We start from the raw sequence: 18,419 nt of genomic DNA, 5'->3' as shown, positions 1-18,419 counted from the left end.
GTGACGATGAAGGTGATGATCCGCCTCGGATTGCCGAATCGGTTCTGCGCCACGACGAAGGCCTCGGCGAGGCAGGACCCGCTTGGTCGCGTCAGGAAGCGGGTCCTGCATGTCCAGGCGCGACAGGAGGTCGCCGATCTCGGTCCCCTTCAACCCGTCGTTCGTGTCAGCGAGCACCACCGCGACCGACTGCAGGACCGAGTAGGACCAAGGCGGCTGCGGTGGCTTCGACGAAGTCACTCCTGCGCCTGTCCTTCTCCGTCGCTTAGGAGCTGCTTGATCATCACGGCGATCTCCTCGCGCTTCACCTGGGGCCGGAACGTGACGTCGAAGGACTCCGAGCTCATGGACTCGAAGAACTGCCTCGCCGCCTTCATGCGAAGCTGCTCGCTCTCCCGCAGGTCGGACCTCTTCTCCACGTCCTTCGTCTCGACCACGAAGTTGAGCGAGAGTTTGCCGTCGTCGCGCCTGAGCACGTACATGAAGTCGGGGCTCGTCGTGCCTCCGAAATAGAGAGGGACGGTGAAGGAGCTGCGCGGAATCTTGCCGAAGACCACGACTTCATCGAGCTTCGAGTCCCGGATCGTGTCGTGCTCCTTGGTCGAGTCGTAGACGAAGGCATCGTAGAGGTACTTCTCGGGCACCTTCGCCGTGTCATCGCGCAGCACGCCGATGTTGCCTTGGACGATGCTCTCGAGCGGCTTGCCCTCGGCGTCGGTGAGAGTGGTGCCGCTCACGAGCCCGTCGATCCGCGTGTAAGAGAATCGGGTCAGGAACGTCCGTTCCATCCATTCGGTGAACTTCGCCACGAACTCGCCGAGGCTCGCCTTGTTGAAGAAGTCGCTCTTGAGCGCCGCCCTCGAGTTCTGACGCACGAGGCCTGCGTGGATCCGATCGATCGGAAGATGGGTCTGCGCGTGCGCGAGCTTGAGCCAGTCGCCGTACGGGATCGTCGCGGTGACATCGAATATCCGCTTCGTCTCGGTCTGGACCTCGAGTCCCAGCTCCTCGCTCCTGACGATCGTGTCCTGGGCGAAGCGACCGACCATGGGCCGGTAGATCCCGTTGCCGAGGATCGCATCGATGCATGAATCGATCTCTTCCGCCGAGAGGTCGTCCAGGCGCAAGTAGTACTTCGCGTTGATCGTCTCCCAGAGCTCCTTGAGCTCCTGGTACCGCTCGGCACGGATCCCGACCTTGACCTTCTGGTCGGGCTTCACGACCTTTCCCGGCTTCAGCGCCGTCTTGTTGAACGCCGGATACGCGGCGTACAGATCGTCTTCGCGACCTGGCACGACGTTCTTGTCCGAGTCGACGAGGCCCGCCTGGAGCAGCTCGATGAACAGCTCCGTCTCGGTCTTGCCGAGCTCGGCCGCGACCTTGGGGAGGAGCTCCTTGATAGGCACTGGCCCGGCCGCCGCGTCGGCGTTGATCTCTGTGACCAAGGACTCGGCGAACGATCGCTCTGTGTAGTCGATGAGGTAGGTGAGGTAGAACTGCTCGCCGGCCAGGCGCGTGCCGCGCGCATCGACCGGGAGTCGCAGACCTCGCCCTACCTCCTGGAGCTTCGAGATGTCGGAGCCCGACGACCGCAGCTTGACGATCTGGAAGACGTTCGGGTTGTCCCAGCCCTCCCGGAGGGTCCACTTGGAGAAGAGGAAGCGTCGGGTGTTCGGCGCACCATCCGGCCCACGGAACGACAGCAGAGCCTCCTTGTTGCGCAGGATGTCGTCGACCTCGGCCTTGATGGCCTCGTCGGACGTCGAGTTGTCCGCGGAGAAGTAACCGCCGTTCGTCGCCGGAAGATCGGCGAGGGACGCCTCGAGATACTCGACGTATTCCTGAACGATCGGCGAGCGATCGTCCTTGCGCTTGCTGATCTCAGCGGTCAGCTTGGCGGCAAGCAGCTCCTCGAAGCGGAGTCGCAGATGGCCGCTTGCATCCGCCTCGCCGCGGTACGAATCGATCGAGTCGATGAAGAACAGGGTCAGAGTCTTGACCCTGGTCGTGCGCCTGAAATTCTCCCACTCCGCCTCGAAGTGGTTCTCCAGCGCCTGCTGCATCATCAGGCTCTGGTACGTGTCCGAATAGACGCGGGCCGCGAGCGTGTCACCGGTTGCGAGCACCTGGCCGTTCGAGAGCGTCACGCCCGACTTGATGCTCGGGTGCTCGGTCTTCCCGATCGATTCAACCGTGATCCCCGCGAACGAGCCGTCCGTCACGGCGAGCGACTCCCCAAGGTCGAATGTATGGGCCTTCCCCGTGTCAACGTTCTTGAACGTCGCCTGCTTGGGCTTGCGGGCAGACAGGCTCGTCAGCGTCAACCTCGTCGTGTCGCCGCTCGTGTCGACCGGGTACTGGATCGAGACGCCCTTGACCAGCTGCTCGTTGAACGCCTCGACGGACCCGAGGTTGAAGACGAGGTTGTTGTAGTCCTTCTTGCCGCTCTTGTCAGACTCGGGGAACGTCGCTCCGAAGCGGAAGATCGCCAAGGGCTGGATGTCATCGAGGAGCGCCTGGTACGCCTTGTTCTCACGGCGGAACCTGTGCGGCTCGTCCATGATCACGATCGGGCGCGTGCGGCGAAGTGCCTCGTACGGGACGCTCGCAGTGCCCAGGACGGTCTGGTCGTAGTTGGCGGCCATCGTCGTCCGCGACAGGAGCATGCCATCGGTCATCAGCAGCGCTGAGATCCGTCCTTGCGAGAGCCGCGACCCCTGGACGAAGCTGGCGACCGCGCTCGGGAACATCCTGCGCCCCTTGGAGCGCTTCTGAGGATCGAGCACGTCGAGGTGCAGCATCTGCCGTCCGCCGTACTCGTCCGCGAAGTACTTGCCGGCGTACTCCGACTGGATGAATGCCTTCGTGCCCTCCTTGATTGGGGTGGACGGCACCATGACGATGAACTTCGTGAAGCCGTACAGTCGGTTGAGCTCATACATCAACTGCGTGTACACGAGCGTCTTTCCGGTGCCGGTCTCCATCTTGGCGTCGACGCCGAGCACGCCGTCGTCGGTGCGGCCGCGCCACGCGCGGGGAATCGCTTCGATCCCGTCGATGACGCCCGACTGGATGTCGGCGATGTTGTGGGCGATCTGCGGATCCGCCGGATCGAAGGAGACGTTCGACTCGGATGCGGTGCTGTAGTCGAGCTCGACGCCCGCGAAGACGCGTGTCAGCGCATCGAGCGCGCGCTGCTGGTGCTCGAGCTTCTGGAGGCGGATCTGCATAGTCAGAACCGCTCGATGACGGGCACTTTGCGTCCCGACCTGAGCGACTTCAGGTTCTGCTTCAACTCGTGCATCACCGAGAAGGTGACCGAGTAGCCGAAGACGACCAGGCGGTCCAGATCCAGGTCGCCGTTCTCCAGCTTGGACACGAGCTCGAGCACGTCTGCGCTGGCAAGGCCTGGGTCGATGACGTAGCCGGTGTCGCCGGAGACGCTCAGCTCGTAGTCACCAAGGAGCACTGACTCGGCCGCTGCAGTCAGTCCGGCCTTGTCCTCAAGCATCCAGGTCGCGAGCACGACGTCCTTGCCGGGCGTCCCCGCGAGGTCGAACTTCGAGACGAAGTCGCCGCTGAGCAGGGCGTGAGTCTCATCGGCGTCGAAGGACTCGAGCTGGTCGAGCGTCTTCTGGCTCGGCTGCTCGAGACGGAACAGGCGGAAGCCGCCGTCGATCTGCACACCCGCGTCGCCCTGGATCTTCTCGGCGGCACGCCTGATCCGGTCCCGACCGATCTCGTCGATGGTCGAGTAACCCTGCTTCGCCCCCGGCTTCCCGGCCTCGATCCGCTCGGGCAGCTGGACGAGGATGAAGCGCCGATCGCCGCCGTCACGGGCATTGAGCTGCATGACGGCATCAGCAGTCGTCGCGGATCCTGAGAAGAAGTCGAGGACGGTGTCGCCGGGCTCGAGGACGAAGTCGAGGATCTGCGACAGGAAACGGCTCGGCTTGGGGTTCGTGAAGACCTTCTCACCGAACAGATCAACGATCTCGTTCGCTCCAGAGCGCCCATCCAATGTGATGACGCTCGCCAGCGAGTCGCTGTAGTCACGCACATAAGCTTTGAGCTCGACGATCTTGTTCTCGTCGTTCCCGAAGAGGATGCGGTCCTCCTCGAGAAGTCGCTGCATCGTGCTCTCGGGGAACCTGTACCCGAAGAGGGGCTGCTTGCAGGGCTTGCCCGTGACAGGATGCCGGACGTCGTAGCGGTAGCCCTCGCCGTTCGGGTTGTGGACGCTACGGCTGCCGGCATACACCCCGTCGCCATCGATGTACTTGTAGCCGTCGAGGCGGCCAAGCTGTCCCTTGTTCTCGCGGAACCAGGCCGTGTATGCCTTCTGGCGCGCAGCATCGTCCTCGAACTCGTCGATGATCCGGTCCCCGGTCTCGATGACCAGCTCTTTGGTGGCCGAAACCTCGGACTTCCACACTGGTGCGAGGTCGTCTCGAGACTTCGCGTAGGCGAGCACGTACTCGTGCTCGATCGCGATCTGCGAAGGGTTGTTGTCCGTCGCGTTCTTCCACACGAGCGTGCCCAGCCAGTTGCCTTCGCCAAAGACCTCGTCGCACAGGAGCCGGACATCGGCCTGCTCGTTGTCGTCGACGCTGACGAAGATGACGCCCTCGTCCACGAGCAGCTCCTTGGCGAGCTCGAGACGCGGGTACATGAAGGTCAACCACGCGGAGTGGGAAGACTTGCCGTGAAGGTCCGTGACGCGCCGGGCCTCGTCCTCGTCCAGCCCGATCTTCTTGACCAGGTCAGCCGCGGAGAAGCCGAAGTCGTCGTTGTAGACGAAGCCGTCCTTGCCGGTGTTGTAGGGCGGGTCGATGTAGATGGCCTTGACCCGCGAGCTGTAGGAACCGATCAGGTGCTTCAGCGCGTCGAGGTTGTCGCCGACAATGTACAGGTTCTGGGATTCCGCGTTCACGTCCTCCGAGTTGTGCGCCATGTCGGGCACCACGACCGTCTCTGTCTTGGTCGACGTCAAGTACTTCGCGTACGACTTGCCCAGGAACTTGAGCTCGTACCCCTCGCGGCTCAGATTCACGTCTCCGTCGCGGAGGGTCTCCTGGAGACGGTCGAGCATGAAGCCGCCGTCCTTGTCGAAGTACTCCGGCAGAGCGGCGCGCAGTCGCGTTAGCTCGAAGTCGTTCGGCCTCGCGGTCTCGTTGGCCTCGTGCGCGTCCCTGATCATCTTCGCCTCTATCGTGTCGCTCGCCGTGCTCAGTAGAGACGGAACCTACTTCTTGCCGCTTCCCGACGTTCCTCCGTGCCGGAACTCCACAACGTCCCCGTCCTGCATGATGTAGTCCTTGCCCTCCATGCGCGCCTTGCCGGCCGAGCGGGCCTCGGCAACTGAACCGAGCGCGACCAGGTCGTCATACGAAATGACCTCGGCCTTGATGAAGCCCTTCTGGAAATCGGTGTGTATGACGCCGGCCGCCTGCGGCGCCGTCCACCCGCGCCGGATGGTCCAGGCCCGCGTCTCCTTGGGGCCCGCGGTCAGGTAGGTCTGCAGTCCGAGGGTGTTGAAACCCTTGTGCGCCAACTGATTCAGGCCGGACTCGGTGGCGCCGAAGCCCTGCAGCATCTCCAGAGCCTCCTCGTCGGACATGTCGGTCAGGTCCATCTCGAGCTTGGCGTTGAGGAAGATCGCCTCGGCGGGTGCCACCAGCGCCTGCAGTGACGCCTGGAGGTCCTCGTCGGTCAACTGGTCCTCGTCGAGGTTGAAGACGTAGAGGAACGGTTTGCCCGTCAGCAGCCCGAGCTCCTTGATCGGCGCCACGTCGAAACCCTTGGCGAAGAGGGTGTCCCCGGCCTCGAGGATCGCCTGCGCGGCCTGCGCCGCCTCCAGCACCGACTTGTCGGTCTTCTTGCCCTTGACCTCCTTGTCGAGACGCGGCAGCGCCTTCTCCAGGGTTTGCAGGTCGGCGAGGATCAGCTCGGTATTGATCGTCTCCATGTCGGACTCCGGCGACACCTTGCCGTCGACGTGCACCACGTCGTCGTCGTTGAAGACCCGGATCACCTGACAGATCGCGTCGGCCTCGCGGATGTTGGCCAGGAACTTGTTGCCCAGCCCCTCACCCTCGGACGCCCCGCGCACGATGCCGGCGATGTCGACGAACGACACGGTCGCCGGGATTGTCTTCTCCGACTTGAAGACCTCGGCGAGCTTGCCGAGGCGCTCGTCGGGCATCGGCACGACGCCGACGTTGGGCTCGATCGTCGCAAACGGGTAGTTCGCGGCGAGCACGTTGTTCTTGGTCAGTGCGTTGAACATGGTCGACTTGCCGACGTTGGGCAGGCCGACGATTCCGATGGTGAGTGCCACGAGGTCAAGAGTCTAAATGGTGATTGCTCGTAGTCTGCACTCATGCTCGTGCACCTGCGGCTGACCGTGCCGACCAACCTCGCGCAGCCCGTCACCGACCTGCTCGAGCACCACGAGTGCGTGACCAACCTCGTCATACTCCGGGGCGTCTGCCTGGACCCGAAGGGTGACCTGGTCGAGTGCGACGTCGCCCGGGAGACCGCGAGCGACATCCTCGACTCGCTCACCAAACTGGGACTCGGCGAGCAGGGCGGCATCGTGCTCAGCCGCCCGACGAGCACACCCTTCAAGCGGGCCGTCGAGCTGGAGGAGGCCGCCCCGGGCGAGCCGGACGACGCGGTCATCTGGGACGCCGTGCTCAACGACGCCGAGGACGCCAGCCAGCCGACGCTGTCCTTCTACCTCTTCCTGCTGATGGCGACGATCCTGGCGGCGATCGCGGTGATCACCGACTCCGCGGTGCTCGTGGTCGGTGCGATGGTCGTCGGCCCGGACTTTGCGGCGGTAGCGGCGATCTGCACCGGCATCGTCTTCGCGCGCTGGCACCTGGTATGGCGCAGCGCACGCCTCCTCCTGCTCTCGTTCGCCTTCGCGATCCTCGTGGTTGCGCTGCTGGGGCTGATCGCGCGCGGCACGGGCCTCATCACCCCAGCCGACGTGACCGCTCCGCGTCCGCAGACCGGCTTCATCTGGCACCCGGATGTCTGGTCCTTCCTCGTGGCGCTGGTCGCCGGGTCGGCCGGGGTGCTCGCCATGTCCACCGACAAGACCTCGGCGATGGTGGGCGTCTTCATCTCGGTGACCACGGTGCCGGCAGCCGGCAACCTGGCGCTCGGCCTGGCCACCTGGGAACGATCGGAGATCACCGGCTCGGTGCAGCAGCTCGGGGTCAACCTGGCTGGGATGCTGCTCGCAGGAGTCATCACGCTCGCTCTGCAGCGGGTCGGCTGGCATCACGTGATGCGCTACAGCGCGCGGCTGCTCGGCCGCGGCCCGTCCCGGCCGCGACATCCGCACTACATGCGCCGGGGCTGACCTCGGCGGTGTGAGCGCACCGGGTGTCAGACCCCTTTGGCAGGCTGCCCGCATGATCGCTTTCCTGCTCGGTCTGGCCGTCGGGCTGTTCGTCGCCGGCGGCCTCTGCTGGCTGCTGCTACGCCAGGTGTATGCCGCCAGGAGTGTCGCGGTCAGCACCGAGCGTGACCTGCTGCGCGAGCGGGTGGTCGACCTCGAGTCGGCGGTCGCCGACGACCAGCAGACCGCCGCGGTGCTGGCTCCGCTCGGTGCCGCCCTCGATCGGGTGGAGCGTCAGGTGGCGACGCTGGAGCGGGACCGGGTCGAGCAGTTCGGCGAGCTCGGCGAGCGCCTGGCCGAGGTCGGCCGGGTGACCGGCCAATTGCACCGGGAGACAAGCGGACTCGCCGGGGCGCTGCGCTCGTCGTCGACCAGCGGCACCTGGGGTGAGGTGCAGCTGCGACGGGTGCTGGAGCACGCCGGCATGCTGCCGCACTGCGACTTCGACGAGCAGGTGTCTGCGGTGAGCAGGCACGACGCGCGGGTCCGGCCCGACGTGCTGGTGCGGCTTCCGGGCGACCGAGTGCTGGTGGTCGACAGCAAGGCACCGGTCCGCAAGTTCCTCGACGCGCAGGCGGCCGACCTGCCGCCGGCCGAGCGCGACGAACTGCTCGATGACCATGCTCGCGCGCTGGTGCGACACGTCGACGGTCTCGCCGCCAAGGACTACTGGAGCGCGTTCGTCGACACCCCGCAGATGGTCGTCTGCTTCCTGCCCGCCGACGCGATGCTCGCCGCCGCGTTGCGGCAGGACCCGTCGCTGCTGGACCGAGCGATGGCCCGCAAGGTGGTGCTGGTCTCCCCCGGCAGCCTGCTCGCGCTGTTGCGCACCACCGCCTACGCCTGGCAGCAGGACAGCCTGGTCCGCGGCACCCGCGAGTTGCTGGCGCTGGGCCAGCAGCTCTACGAGCGGCTGGGCACGCTGGGGCGCCATACGACCGCACTGGGGCAGTCCCTGACCAAGTCGGTGGAGGCCTATAACGCCATGGTCGGGGCGCTGGAGTCGCGGGTGTTCGTCGCCGCGCGCAAGCTGCACGCGCTCGGGGTCGTCACCGACGCACCGGCCGCGCCGGTGGCACCGGTCGACAAGGCGACCCGGCCGCTCACCGCACAGGAGTTGATCGACGCGCTCGACGAGGACGTCGCACGTCCGATGCTCGACTTCGGCGAGCAGGACACCGATCGTCGCGCCGGCGAGCAGGAAGCCGGTTAGTGCAGTGAGCCCGCGTCGTGCCGGACCTGGCCGGAGTCGTCGGACCCGCGGGCCTTGAGGTCGCGGCGCAGCTCGGTCGGCAGTGCGAACAGCAGGCTCTCCTCGGCCGCGGTGACCGACGCGACGTCGGTGTAACCGCGCTGCGCAAGAAAGTCCAGCACGTCACGCACCAGCACCTCGGGCACCGACGCACCGGAGGTCACGCCCACCGTGTTCACGCCGTTGAGCCACGACTCGTCGATCTCGTCGGCGTAGTCGACCAGGTGCCCGTCGCGGGCGCCGTGCTCCAGCGCGACCTCGACCAGGCGCACCGAGTTGGAGGAATTGCGGCTGCCGACCACGATCATCAGGTCGGTGTCCGGTGCCATCTGCTTGACCGCCAGCTGGCGGTTCTGGGTGGCGTAGCAGATGTCGTCCGACGGCGGGTCCTGCAGCTTGGGGAAGCGCTCGCGCAGCCGGCGCACGGTCTCCATCGTCTCGTCGACCGACAGCGTGGTCTGCGAGAGCCAGACGACGCGTTCTGGGTCGCGCACCTCGATCGCGTCGACGTGATCCGGGGACTCGACCAGGATGATGTTCTCCGGTGCCTCGCCCGCGGTGCCGACGACCTCTTCGTGGCCGTCGTGGCCGATCAGCAGGATGTCGAAGTCCTCGCCGGCGAACCGGCGCGCCTCACGGTGCACCTTGGTCACCAGCGGGCAGGTCGCGTCAATCGTCTTCAGTGACAGCGTCTTGGCCTCGTCGTGTACGACGGGGGCCACGCCGTGCGCGGAGAAGATCACCGTCGCACCCTCGGGCACCTGGTCGGTTTCGTCGACGAAGATCGCGCCGCGCTTCTCCAGCGTGGTCACCACATGCTTGTTGTGCACGATCTGTTTGCGCACGTAGACCGGCGGACCGTAGAGGTCGAGTGCCTTCTCGACGGTGACCACGGCCCGATCGACGCCGGCGCAGTAGCCGCGCGGGGCGGCCAGCAGCACCCGCTTGCCGTCGGGCGCGTCGGTGCCGCCGGTGGCGGCGTCGTCGGTGCCGGTCGGGAGCACGGAAGTCATGCACCCATGCTAAGCGTCACCTGGCGCACCCAAATCGGCGCCGGTCGCGCAGACCGGTCGTGGCCGCCGCAATCACGCTGAAGGTGCGCGGCTCATACCTTCCCGGCCAGCATGTCGAGCAGCCGCCCGACAACCTCGCCGCCCCGCAGGCCGTCGTGTTCGAACTCGTTGGTGACCCACGGCCGCACGTTGCCGACCCGGCGGGCGGTGTCGATCGAGAGGTCGGCGTCGACATACATGTCGTCGAAGTAGACGGCGGCGGCCACCGGCACCTCGTTGTCGGCGAGCCGTCGCGGGTCGTAGAGCGCAGGCCAGTCGGTCTCGGCGAGCAGATCGGCGGCCTGCGCGAACGGCCGCAACAGGGTGATCTCGTCGAACATCCAACGGAACATCGTCTCGCCGGTGAACAGCAACGGGTCGGCGTCGGCGGCAAACTCCGGGCGCGCGGCGAGCGCCTTGTCCGCCGCCCAGCCGGTCGGTTTGCCGGGCGCTCCGTAACAGAACTCCTGCAAGGCGTAGATCGGTCCCTGCGCGTATGACGTGGTCGACAGCACCGCCTGCCGGAACCGGTCGGAGATTTCGGCACCGTCCCACGCGGTCTCGAGCAACCAGTGCACCTGCTCGAAGCCGTAGCTCATCCCGAAGACACCGCCGAGCAACCGCAGCCGGTCCGGGGTCAGCCGCGAACCGTCCGGCAGCAGCACCTCGTTTGCCGCGAGGTAGTCGGCGAGTCGGCGCACCAGCGCCTTGTCCTGCGGGTAGCGCCGGTAGTACTCGGCGTTCTTCCGGGCGATCCGCGGGAAGGTATGGCGGTAAACGTCGTCCGCGGTCGCGTCGAGGCCGGAGAGGCCGCCGGTGACCAGGCAACCCGCGAGCCCCTCGGGCGCCTGCGACAGGTAGGTCAGCGTGATGAACCCGCCGTAGCTCTGTCCCAACGTCTTCCACGGCTTACCGCCGGCGACCTGCTCCCGGAAGATCTCGGCATCGGCAACGATGCTGTCCGCCCGGAAGAGCTTGACGTATGCCGCGAGCTCCTGCGCCGGCATACCCGCCGTGGACCGTGCGGTGAGCGGCGTCGACAGACCGGTGCCGCGCTGGTCGAGCAGCAGCAGCCGATGCGTCTTGGTGACCTCGCCGATCCAGCCCTCGGCCTTCATCGGCCGCGGCCCCTCACCGCCCGGGCCGCCCTGCAGGAAGACCAGCCACGGCAGATCGTCGTCCTGCTTGTCGACCGCGACGACCTCGCGTGCGTAGACGTCGATCTGCTGTCCGTCCGGATCCGCGTGGTCCAGCGGCACCTGGAGCAGATGGTCGGTCAGTGCGAGTCCGGGGATGCGAATGGTCATGCGGTGGAGCCTAGTTCGACGGCTGCGACTCGGCGCTGCAGAGTGGTGAGGTCGGGGGTGGTGTGCAGCAGGGATGCGACCCTCGTCGACGCGAAGTCGTGATGCGCGGCCGCGGCCGGGTCGAGCAACCAGTGCACCAGCTCAGCTAGCAGGTTGAGTCGGATATTGACGGCGGACGCGAAAAGATCTGCCTTCCAGTCGATTTCGACCCCACCTGCGGCGCGATAGCCGGCCAGCAGGTTGACGGTCAGCTCGATGTGCTCGAGCCGGTCGAACAACTGCACACCCAACTCCCGCGCGGGATCCTGCGGGCCGACGTTGTCCCAGTCGATCAACACCCGACCGGAGCCGGTGTCCAGCACGTTGCCGACGGTGAGGTCGTTGTGCGAGACGATCAGTGCACCCACCGGGGCTGCGGACGACCAGGCAGCCAGCTCGGCGAAGTCCTGCGTGCGGCGGTGCAGCTCGGTGGCCCACACGGCGTCGGTCGCACTCGCCCGATCTGCGAGCGCCGGCCAGTCGACCGAACACGTCGCATAGAACGGATCGAGCCGCGCGTCCCATTCGGGGATCTGCGCCAGTGCGTGGATACGGCCGGTCTGGGTCGGAGCCAGCACGCGGCACCCGCGTCGTCGTCCGCAGGCACGCTGCCGTCGACCCAGTCGGCGAGCTGCCACCACACGCCCTCGGGGTCGCGCGCGAGCAGTTGCCCGTCGACGTCACGCACCGCCGGTGGCGCGGGCACGCCGGCGTCCCGACAGCGCTGCGCGAACCGCTCGGAGAATTCCGCGTGCGGCAGCCACGACTCGTCGCGCAAGTAGCGTTTGGCGGCGAAATCTCCTGTCACGCAACGCAACCGATATACCTCGCCCATCGCGCCGCGTGCGATCGAGGTCAGTGCGAGGAACTCGCCGAGCGCATACCTCTCGGCGAGCCAGCGTCCGTCGGCTTCGTCCACGCCGCCGACGGTAGCGACCCCACGTACATACAGCGCAACCGTTTCGAGTTATGCACGCCTCACGCCCGACCCGCGTGCACACAGCGCAACCGTTTCGAGTTATGCACGCCCCACACCCGCCCCACGCGCACACAGCGCAACCGTTTCGAGTTATGCACGCCCCACACCCGCCCCGCGTGCACACAGCGCAACCGTTTCGAGTTATGCACGCCCCACACCCGCCCCACGCGCACACAGCGCAACCGTTTCGAGTTATGCACGCCCCACACCCGCCCCACGCGCACACAGCGCAACCGTTTCGAGTTATGCACGCCCCACACCCGCCCCACGCGCACACAGCGCAACCGTTTCGAGATATGCACGCCCCACACCCCGCTCCCCACGCCCACACCCGCGCGCCCAGCACCACCGCCGGCCGTCACCGCCCCGGCATACGCTGACCGCATGAGCACTCCCCTGCCCGAGCGTGCGGCCGACACCACCGCTGAGTCGCCGTGGCCGGTGCGCACCCTGTCGCTGAAGATCAGCGACTACGTCGCCAAGATGTCGCCGCTGTGGGTCGAGGGGCAGATCGTGCAGCTCAACCGCCGGCCGGGCGCACCCACCGCCTACGTCACGCTGCGCGACACCGAAGTCGACATGTCGCTGTCGGTCACGGTGCACGTCAACACGCTCGACGCCATGGGGCCCGGTCTGCAGCCGGGCGCCCGGGTGGTGGTGCACGCGAAGCCGACCTTTTGGACCAAGCGCGGCACGCTGCACCTCGACGCACGGCAGATGCGACCGGTCGGCGTCGGCGACCTGCTTGCCCGGTTGGAACACCTCAAGCAACTGCTGCGCAGCGAAGGGCTCTTCGACGCATCACGCAAGAAGCCGCTGCCCTTCCTGCCGCACACGGTCGGGCTCATCTGCGGCCGGGCGAGTGCCGCCGAGAAGGATGTCGTGGAAAACACTCGCCGCCGTTGGCCGGCAACGAGATTCGAGATCCGGCAGGTTGCCGTGCAGGGCCCCGGCACGGTCCCCGAAGTCACTGCAGCGCTCCACGAGCTGGACGCCGCGCCGCAGGTGCAGGTCATCGTGATCTCGCGCGGCGGCGGCGGTTTCGAAGACCTGCTGCCGTTCAGCAATGAGTCCCTGGTGCGCGCAGTGGCGGCCGCCCGCACCCCGATCGTGAGCGCGATCGGACACCACGAGGACACGCCACTGCTCGATTTCGTCGCCGATCTGCGCGCCTCCACCCCGACCGATGCGGCCAAGCGGATCGTGCCCGACCTGGCCGAGGAGCAGCAGGGGCTACTGGCATTGCGGGCGGCGGGCGCCCGCTCGTTGCACCGGCACCTCGACCTCGAACGCCGGCACCTGCAGCAACTACGCAGCCGCCCGGTGCTGGTCGCGCCGGCCACCATGGTCAGCACCCGCCGCGCCGAGGTCGACACGCTGCGCGAGCGAGCGGCATACCGGATGAGCCACCGTCTCGAGCGCAGCCACGATCAGGTCACCCACCTGCGCGAGCAACTGCGCGCACTGTCACCGCTGCAGACCCTTGAGCGCGGCTACGCGGTCGTCCGGCACGCCGCGGGCGAGATCATCACCGACGTCGCCGACGTCGAGCCCGAGGAACTGCTCCGGGTGACCGTCGCGACGGGCGACTTCGCCGTCCGACCGGTGTCCTAGGTTTGCCGGTATGACGAGCAAGCCGGAAGCCGCCGAAACCGACGACGAGTTCGCCGACGTCGCCGAGCTCGGTTATGAGCAAGCCCGCGACGAACTGGCCACGATCGTCGGACAGCTCGAGTCCGGTGCGGCCACGCTGGAGGAGTCGATGCGGCTCTGGGAGCGTGGCGAGGCGCTGGCTGCGCACTGCCAGCAGTGGCTGGACGGCGCCCAGCAGAGGATCGACGCGATGACCGAGGACACTACGGATACCGGCGAGGAGTGAGCCTCAGCCGGCTGATGACCCGGGCGTCGCGAGCGCGCTCGCGCTGAGCGGCTTGACCCGGGCCGCGAAGTCCTGCAGCTGGGTCCAGTCACCCGTGCCGGTGACGACCGTGGTCAGACCGCCGAGCGGCGTGGTGCGCACCAGGCTGCGCTGTTCGCCGTCGGAGCGTTCGACCTTCTTCCACTGTCCTCCGGCGATGGCGACCGTGCCCTTGCCGGTGCCCGATCCGGTTTGGGCGCTCACCCACGCGTCGTTGCCACCCTTGGTCTGCAACACCGCGGCGTACCCGTCGCCCGGCCCGTCATACCCGGCCTGCCAGGTGGGGGTTGCGCCGGCGGCCGTGCGCAGTCGCACATTGACCGGCGTCCACCCCTTCGGCAGCCCATCGGCGACCGCCGGATCCCAGCGCTGCGAGATGCCGATCTCGCGCGCGATCCCGCCGACGTCCGCCACCGGTCGGGTCACCTTCTCCTGCCGGGGGACGAACGCCCACCAGGCGAGGCAGGCAAGCGCGACGACGACCGCCGAGATCACCATGTTCTTGGTCGAGCCCATCCCCCGGCGCTGCTGTGGCGGGGGCGCGGTCTGCGCGGTGGCCGATGCGGGCGCGGGTCTCGACGGCTCGGCAGGGGTGCTCGGGGTGGTCACCGGTCCATCGTCCCAAACCGGTGCTGGCCGGGCCACGCTCGGTCGCCCGGCCTGCCCGATAGAGTCGCGGAGAACTCGTCACCGCCGTGCCCCGAGGCCCGATCCAGGAGAACTCATGTCCGACGTCATCAGTCCCGAGGCCCCCGACCGCAACCTGGCGTTGGAGCTGGTCCGCGTCACCGAGGCTGCGGCGATGGCCGGCGGCCGCTGGGTGGGCCGCGGCGACAAGAACGGCGCCGACGGCGCTGCCGTCGCCGCGATGCGGCACCTCATCTCGTCGGTCTCGATGGACGGCGTGGTAGTCATCGGCGAGGGCGAGAAGGACGACGCGCCGATGCTCTTCAACGGCGAGCGGGTGGGCGACGGCACCGGACCCAACGTGGACGTCGCGGTCGACCCGATCGACGGCACGACACTGACCGCCAAAGGCATGACCAACGCCGTCTCGGTGATGGCGGTCAGCGAACGCGGCTCGATGTACGACCCGAGCGCGGTCTTCTACATGGACAAGCTCGCGGTCGGGCCCGAGGCGGCCGACGTGGTCGACATCCGGCTGCCCGTCGAGGAGAACATCAAGCGGGTCGCGAAGGCAAAGAGCGGAAGCGTCTCGGACGTCACCGTCGTGCTGCTGGACCGGCCCCGCCACGAGCAGCTCGCCCAGGAGATCCGCGACGCCGGTGCCCGCATTCGCTATATCTCGGACGGCGACGTCGCCGGGTCGATCATGGCCGCTCGCCCCGACACCGGCATCGACCTGCTGCTCGGCATCGGCGGCACACCGGAGGGGATCATCAGCGCGTGCGCCATGAAGTGTCTCGGCGGCACGCTGCAGGGACGCCTGTGGCCGAAGGACGACGACGAGCGCCAGAAGGCGATCGATGCCGGGCTCGACCTCGACGCGGTGCTGTCGACCGACGACCTGGTGCGCAGTGACAACTGCTTCTTCGTGGCGACTGGCATCACCGACGGCGAGCTGTTGCGCGGTGTGCGCTACCGCGCGGGCGGAGCCACCACTCATTCGCTGGTGATGCGCTCCAAGAGCGGCACGATCCGCTCCATCGAGGCGCACCACCAGCTGTCCAAGCTGCAGCGCTACGCCGGCTCGCAGTTCAGCTGATGAGCGGCTCCCCCGCGGTCACGCTGGTCGTCGGCGAGGCATTGATCGATGTCGTGCATCAGCCGTCGGGAGCCGTCGAGGAGCATGTCGGCGGCAGCCCGCTGAACGTCGCCATCGGCCTCGCCCGACTCGGTCACCCGGCGGGGCTTGCGGCATACCTCGCCGATGACCGGTACGGCGAACTCATCCAGCGACAGCTCGCGCAGGCTGAGGTGGACCTCGTGCCCGGCAGCCTCGGCGCGTCACACACGCCCTCCGCGAAGGCGACCCTTGACGAAAACGGCGCTGCCACCTACGAATTCGACCTGACCTGGGACCTCCCCTACGAGCTGCCGTCCGACTTCGGTCACTTCCACACCGGATCGATCGCGGCGGCGTTGCAGCCGGGCGCGACCAGGGTCGCCGACGCGATGCTCGCCGCACGAGAGCACGCGACCGTGTCCTTCGACCCCAATCCGCGCCCGACCCTCATCGGCGAGGCGCACGAAGTCCGTTCGCACCTGGAGCAACTCGTCGGCTACTCCGATGTCGTGAAGGCGAGCGACGAGGACATCCGCTGGCTGTATGGCGATGACGCGGACCTCGGCCAGGTGCTCGCGTTGTGGGGGCAGCTCGGCCCCTCCCTCGTGCTGGCGACCCGAGGCGGAGATGGCGCGCTGGTGCACGTCACGGCCACCGGAGAGACCGAATCCGTTGCCGGACAACAGGTTTCCGTCGTCGACACCGTGGGTGCCGGCGACTCGTTCGAGTCGGGTCTGCTGTCCGGTCTGCTGGATGCGGGACTGCTCGGTAGCACCGACGCGCGCACCCGCCTGCGCGCCGCGGGCCGCTCGGATCTGCTGCCCGCCGTGCACCGCGCTGTCCAGGCGTCGGCGATCACCGTCTCGCGCGCGGGCGCAAACCCGCCGACTCGCGCCGAGCTGAGTGATGTCCCAGGCCGGGCCTGACCCGCTCTCGCCCGTCGTCCCGTCGTTCTCCGGCCGGACGATCGACCTGCTGCGTCGCGCCGCCCACCGCCTGCAGAACCTCGACTTCGACGACGAGGTCGGCATGTTTGCCGCGGTGCGTGCGGCGGTCACCTCGCTTGCGCCGGTCGACGCCTTCTACATCGGGCTCTATCGCGGCGATCGCGGACTCGTGCTCCCTTACACCTATTACGGCGACCGACCGCTTCGGGCCGACTTCACGCACTTCCGCGAAGACGGCGTCTCGGCGTGGATCCTGCGCAACCGCAAGACCTACCGCTTCGCGACCGACGAGGGTCGCCTGCTCTCGCGCGGTATGCCGCTCGGGGACGCATCCAAACCGAGCCTGGACGCGGTCGTGATCCCGATCATTCATGGCGACGGCGATCCGATCGGCCTGTTGTCGATCCAGAGCGAGACGGCGGATGTCTACACCGACGAACACGTCGCAGCCTTCGAATGGCTCACCCGGACCCTCGGCCGGTTCCTCAAACGCAACCAGGAACTCGCCTTCGACTTCGACATCTTCGCCCGCTATCCCGAGCTGGACCCGGCCGGCGAGTCGACCTCGCTGCGGACGATGCACGACGTCGCCCGGCGAATGTCGGAGATCGTGGACTCTGCGGCCGCGCTCGTCAACGCGTCCCGGACCACCACCCTGGCCACCCCGGCGCACACCGAGGAGCACCTCGCGCTCTGCGAGCGGCATCAAGCCGAACTCGCTTTGGTGTTAGGGCAATTCACCAGTCACGACGATGACGCGCTCTCCGAGCGTTGGCACGAGTTGACCTCCCGGCAACGCGAGGTCGCCGAGCTCATTCTGCAGACCGGTGCATCCAACAGCGAGATCGCCGTTACGCTGTCCATCCGCGAGTCCACCGTGAAGTCCCACGTCAGGCGCATCCTGCACGTCTTCGGGGTTGCCGACCGCGAGGCGTTCCGTTCCCTGCCCGGTCTCGCTCACTGAGACAAGGCGTACATACCGTCCGCCCGCGAAATCGGACCATGGCCAATGGCGAGAGCCTGCCACCAGCCAGAAACATGGTGCGCACCTGGAGGAACTCACCAAGGAGCACACCATGTTGCATATTGCGAAGAAGACCCCGCTTCGCCTCGCGGCTGTCGCGCTCGCCGCTGCGACCGTGACGGGCGTCGGCGCCGGTTCCGCCTCTGCCGCGACCGGCCCGGTCGTCCCGCTGCGCCAGGCCGGCACAGGCACGACTACCCAGTGGTACAACTGCGGCCCGACCAGCATGGTGATGGCCATGCTTCGACTCGGCATCACGCCGAAGGGTTACGTGTCGCCAACCAATTACGTCACCGCGGTGCAGAACATGCGCGCTGCGATGAGCCCATCGACCAGCCACTACCCCAACCCGAACGGCTCCAACCCCAGCGATGTGCTCGACGGCCTGCGGGCCTACGGCAAGACGGGCACCATCACCCACGTCAACACCGCCATGTCCGCCGCGCAGCAGGGCAAGGTCGCGATTGTCTGGGGTAACGAAGCGGCGACCGGCTGGCGCGAGCTGTGGGGTAAGAACCTCAAGGCCGGCACCACCAACGTCAGCCACATCGTCGCCCTCGTCGGCTACTCGGGCGGAAAATACGAGATCCTCGACCCGCTGTCGAATGCAACGTCGAACACGCCCCACTGGGTGACGGCGTCGCAGCTGAACATCTACTCCAACGGTGCGGGCACCGGCCCGACCAACGTGGTGATCAACTGACCGCGCACCGCACGTGCAACCGAGCCCGCCTGACCAT

Annotated in this window: 15 protein-coding genes; 8 read left to right on the top strand and 7 right to left on the bottom strand. The window is 67.3% G+C overall.

Translation table 11 applies throughout. The features are described 5' to 3' along the window. Positions 1–236: 236 nt before the first annotated feature. From N2M23_RS12790 to ychF, 3 genes are read right to left on the bottom strand one after another with little or no spacing between them, the layout of a single operon-like run. A complete protein-coding gene (locus N2M23_RS12790; protein WP_265446015.1) occupies positions 237–3,230 on the bottom strand; it encodes a type III restriction-modification system endonuclease in 2,994 nt (997 codons plus the stop codon). A 2-nt stretch (positions 3,231–3,232) separates the two neighbouring features. Further along, positions 3,233–5,200, bottom strand: coding sequence for a site-specific DNA-methyltransferase (locus N2M23_RS12785; protein WP_265446014.1), 1,968 nt, complete (start codon positions 5,198–5,200; stop codon positions 3,233–3,235). 45 nt (positions 5,201–5,245) lie between these two features. Next, on the bottom strand, positions 5,246–6,340 hold the full coding sequence (ychF, locus tag N2M23_RS12780; protein WP_265446013.1) for a redox-regulated ATPase YchF: 1,095 nt from the start codon (positions 6,338–6,340) through the stop codon (positions 5,246–5,248). 42 nt (positions 6,341–6,382) lie between these two features. Here ychF and N2M23_RS12775 point away from each other — a divergent pair, with 42 nt between their 5' ends. Together N2M23_RS12775 and N2M23_RS12770 are read left to right on the top strand one after the other, a co-directional pair. Further along, positions 6,383–7,375 (top strand): DUF389 domain-containing protein, encoded by a 993-nt coding sequence (locus N2M23_RS12775; RefSeq protein WP_265446012.1) that lies wholly within the window; start codon positions 6,383–6,385, stop codon positions 7,373–7,375. A 52-nt stretch (positions 7,376–7,427) separates the two neighbouring features. Beyond that, entirely contained in the window at positions 7,428–8,627 is a 1,200-nt protein-coding gene (locus tag N2M23_RS12770) for a DNA recombination protein RmuC (protein WP_265446011.1), read from the top strand. Here N2M23_RS12770 and N2M23_RS12765 read toward each other — a convergent pair. From N2M23_RS12765 to N2M23_RS12755, 3 genes are all read right to left on the bottom strand, one after another. Beyond that, complete coding sequence (locus N2M23_RS12765; protein WP_265446010.1) at positions 8,624–9,679, bottom strand: 4-hydroxy-3-methylbut-2-enyl diphosphate reductase; 1,056 nt, start codon at positions 9,677–9,679, stop codon at positions 8,624–8,626. The genes N2M23_RS12770 and N2M23_RS12765 overlap by 4 nt on opposite strands. A 92-nt stretch (positions 9,680–9,771) precedes the next feature. Beyond that, positions 9,772–11,025 carry an alpha/beta fold hydrolase gene (locus N2M23_RS12760; protein WP_265446009.1) on the bottom strand — a complete coding sequence of 418 codons (1,254 nt, stop codon included), beginning with the start codon at positions 11,023–11,025 and terminating at the stop codon, positions 9,772–9,774. Beyond that, positions 11,022–11,642, bottom strand: a complete 621-nt coding sequence (locus N2M23_RS12755; RefSeq protein ID WP_265446008.1) for a phosphotransferase family protein — start codon at positions 11,640–11,642, stop codon at positions 11,022–11,024. The genes N2M23_RS12760 and N2M23_RS12755 overlap by 4 nt, the downstream gene beginning before the upstream one ends. Before the next feature lie 785 nt (positions 11,643–12,427). Between N2M23_RS12755 and xseA the strand changes: the two genes are divergently transcribed. Both xseA and N2M23_RS12745 read left to right on the top strand, forming a co-directional pair. Beyond that, positions 12,428–13,657, top strand: coding sequence for an exodeoxyribonuclease VII large subunit (gene xseA, locus N2M23_RS12750; protein WP_265446007.1), 1,230 nt, complete (start codon positions 12,428–12,430; stop codon positions 13,655–13,657). A gap of 10 nt (positions 13,658–13,667) precedes the next feature. Then, positions 13,668–13,922, top strand: a complete 255-nt coding sequence (locus N2M23_RS12745) for an exodeoxyribonuclease VII small subunit (protein WP_265446006.1) — start codon at positions 13,668–13,670, stop codon at positions 13,920–13,922. Positions 13,923–13,925: 3 nt separating this feature from the next. On the opposite strand, the gene N2M23_RS12740 is transcribed toward N2M23_RS12745, so the two are convergent. Next, entirely contained in the window at positions 13,926–14,570 is a 645-nt protein-coding gene (locus N2M23_RS12740) for a DUF4245 domain-containing protein (protein ID WP_265446005.1), read from the bottom strand. 115 nt (positions 14,571–14,685) lie between these two features. On the opposite strand from N2M23_RS12740, the gene glpX reads away from it, so the two are divergent. The 4 genes from glpX to N2M23_RS12720 all read left to right on the top strand — a co-directional run bounded on the left by glpX (position 14,686) and on the right by N2M23_RS12720 (position 18,382). Continuing rightward, positions 14,686–15,687, top strand: a complete 1,002-nt coding sequence (gene glpX, locus N2M23_RS12735; RefSeq protein ID WP_265446004.1) for a class II fructose-bisphosphatase — start codon at positions 14,686–14,688, stop codon at positions 15,685–15,687. After that, positions 15,687–16,634 carry a carbohydrate kinase family protein gene (locus N2M23_RS12730; RefSeq protein WP_265446003.1) on the top strand — a complete coding sequence of 316 codons (948 nt, stop codon included), beginning with the start codon at positions 15,687–15,689 and terminating at the stop codon, positions 16,632–16,634. The genes glpX and N2M23_RS12730 overlap by 1 nt, the downstream gene beginning before the upstream one ends. Further along, entirely contained in the window at positions 16,615–17,619 is a 1,005-nt protein-coding gene (locus N2M23_RS12725) for a GAF domain-containing protein (RefSeq protein WP_265446002.1), read from the top strand. Before N2M23_RS12730 ends, N2M23_RS12725 begins: the two co-directional genes overlap by 20 nt. A 112-nt stretch (positions 17,620–17,731) precedes the next feature. Continuing rightward, positions 17,732–18,382 (top strand): C39 family peptidase, encoded by a 651-nt coding sequence (locus tag N2M23_RS12720; RefSeq protein ID WP_265446001.1) that lies wholly within the window; start codon positions 17,732–17,734, stop codon positions 18,380–18,382. Positions 18,383–18,419: the final 37 nt, after the last annotated feature.

It is taken from the genome of Flexivirga meconopsidis (genome assembly GCF_026162425.1).
GTDB lineage: Bacteria > Actinomycetota > Actinomycetes > Actinomycetales > Dermatophilaceae > Flexivirga > Flexivirga meconopsidis.
This window is presented reverse-complemented; position numbering and strand designations above follow the sequence as displayed.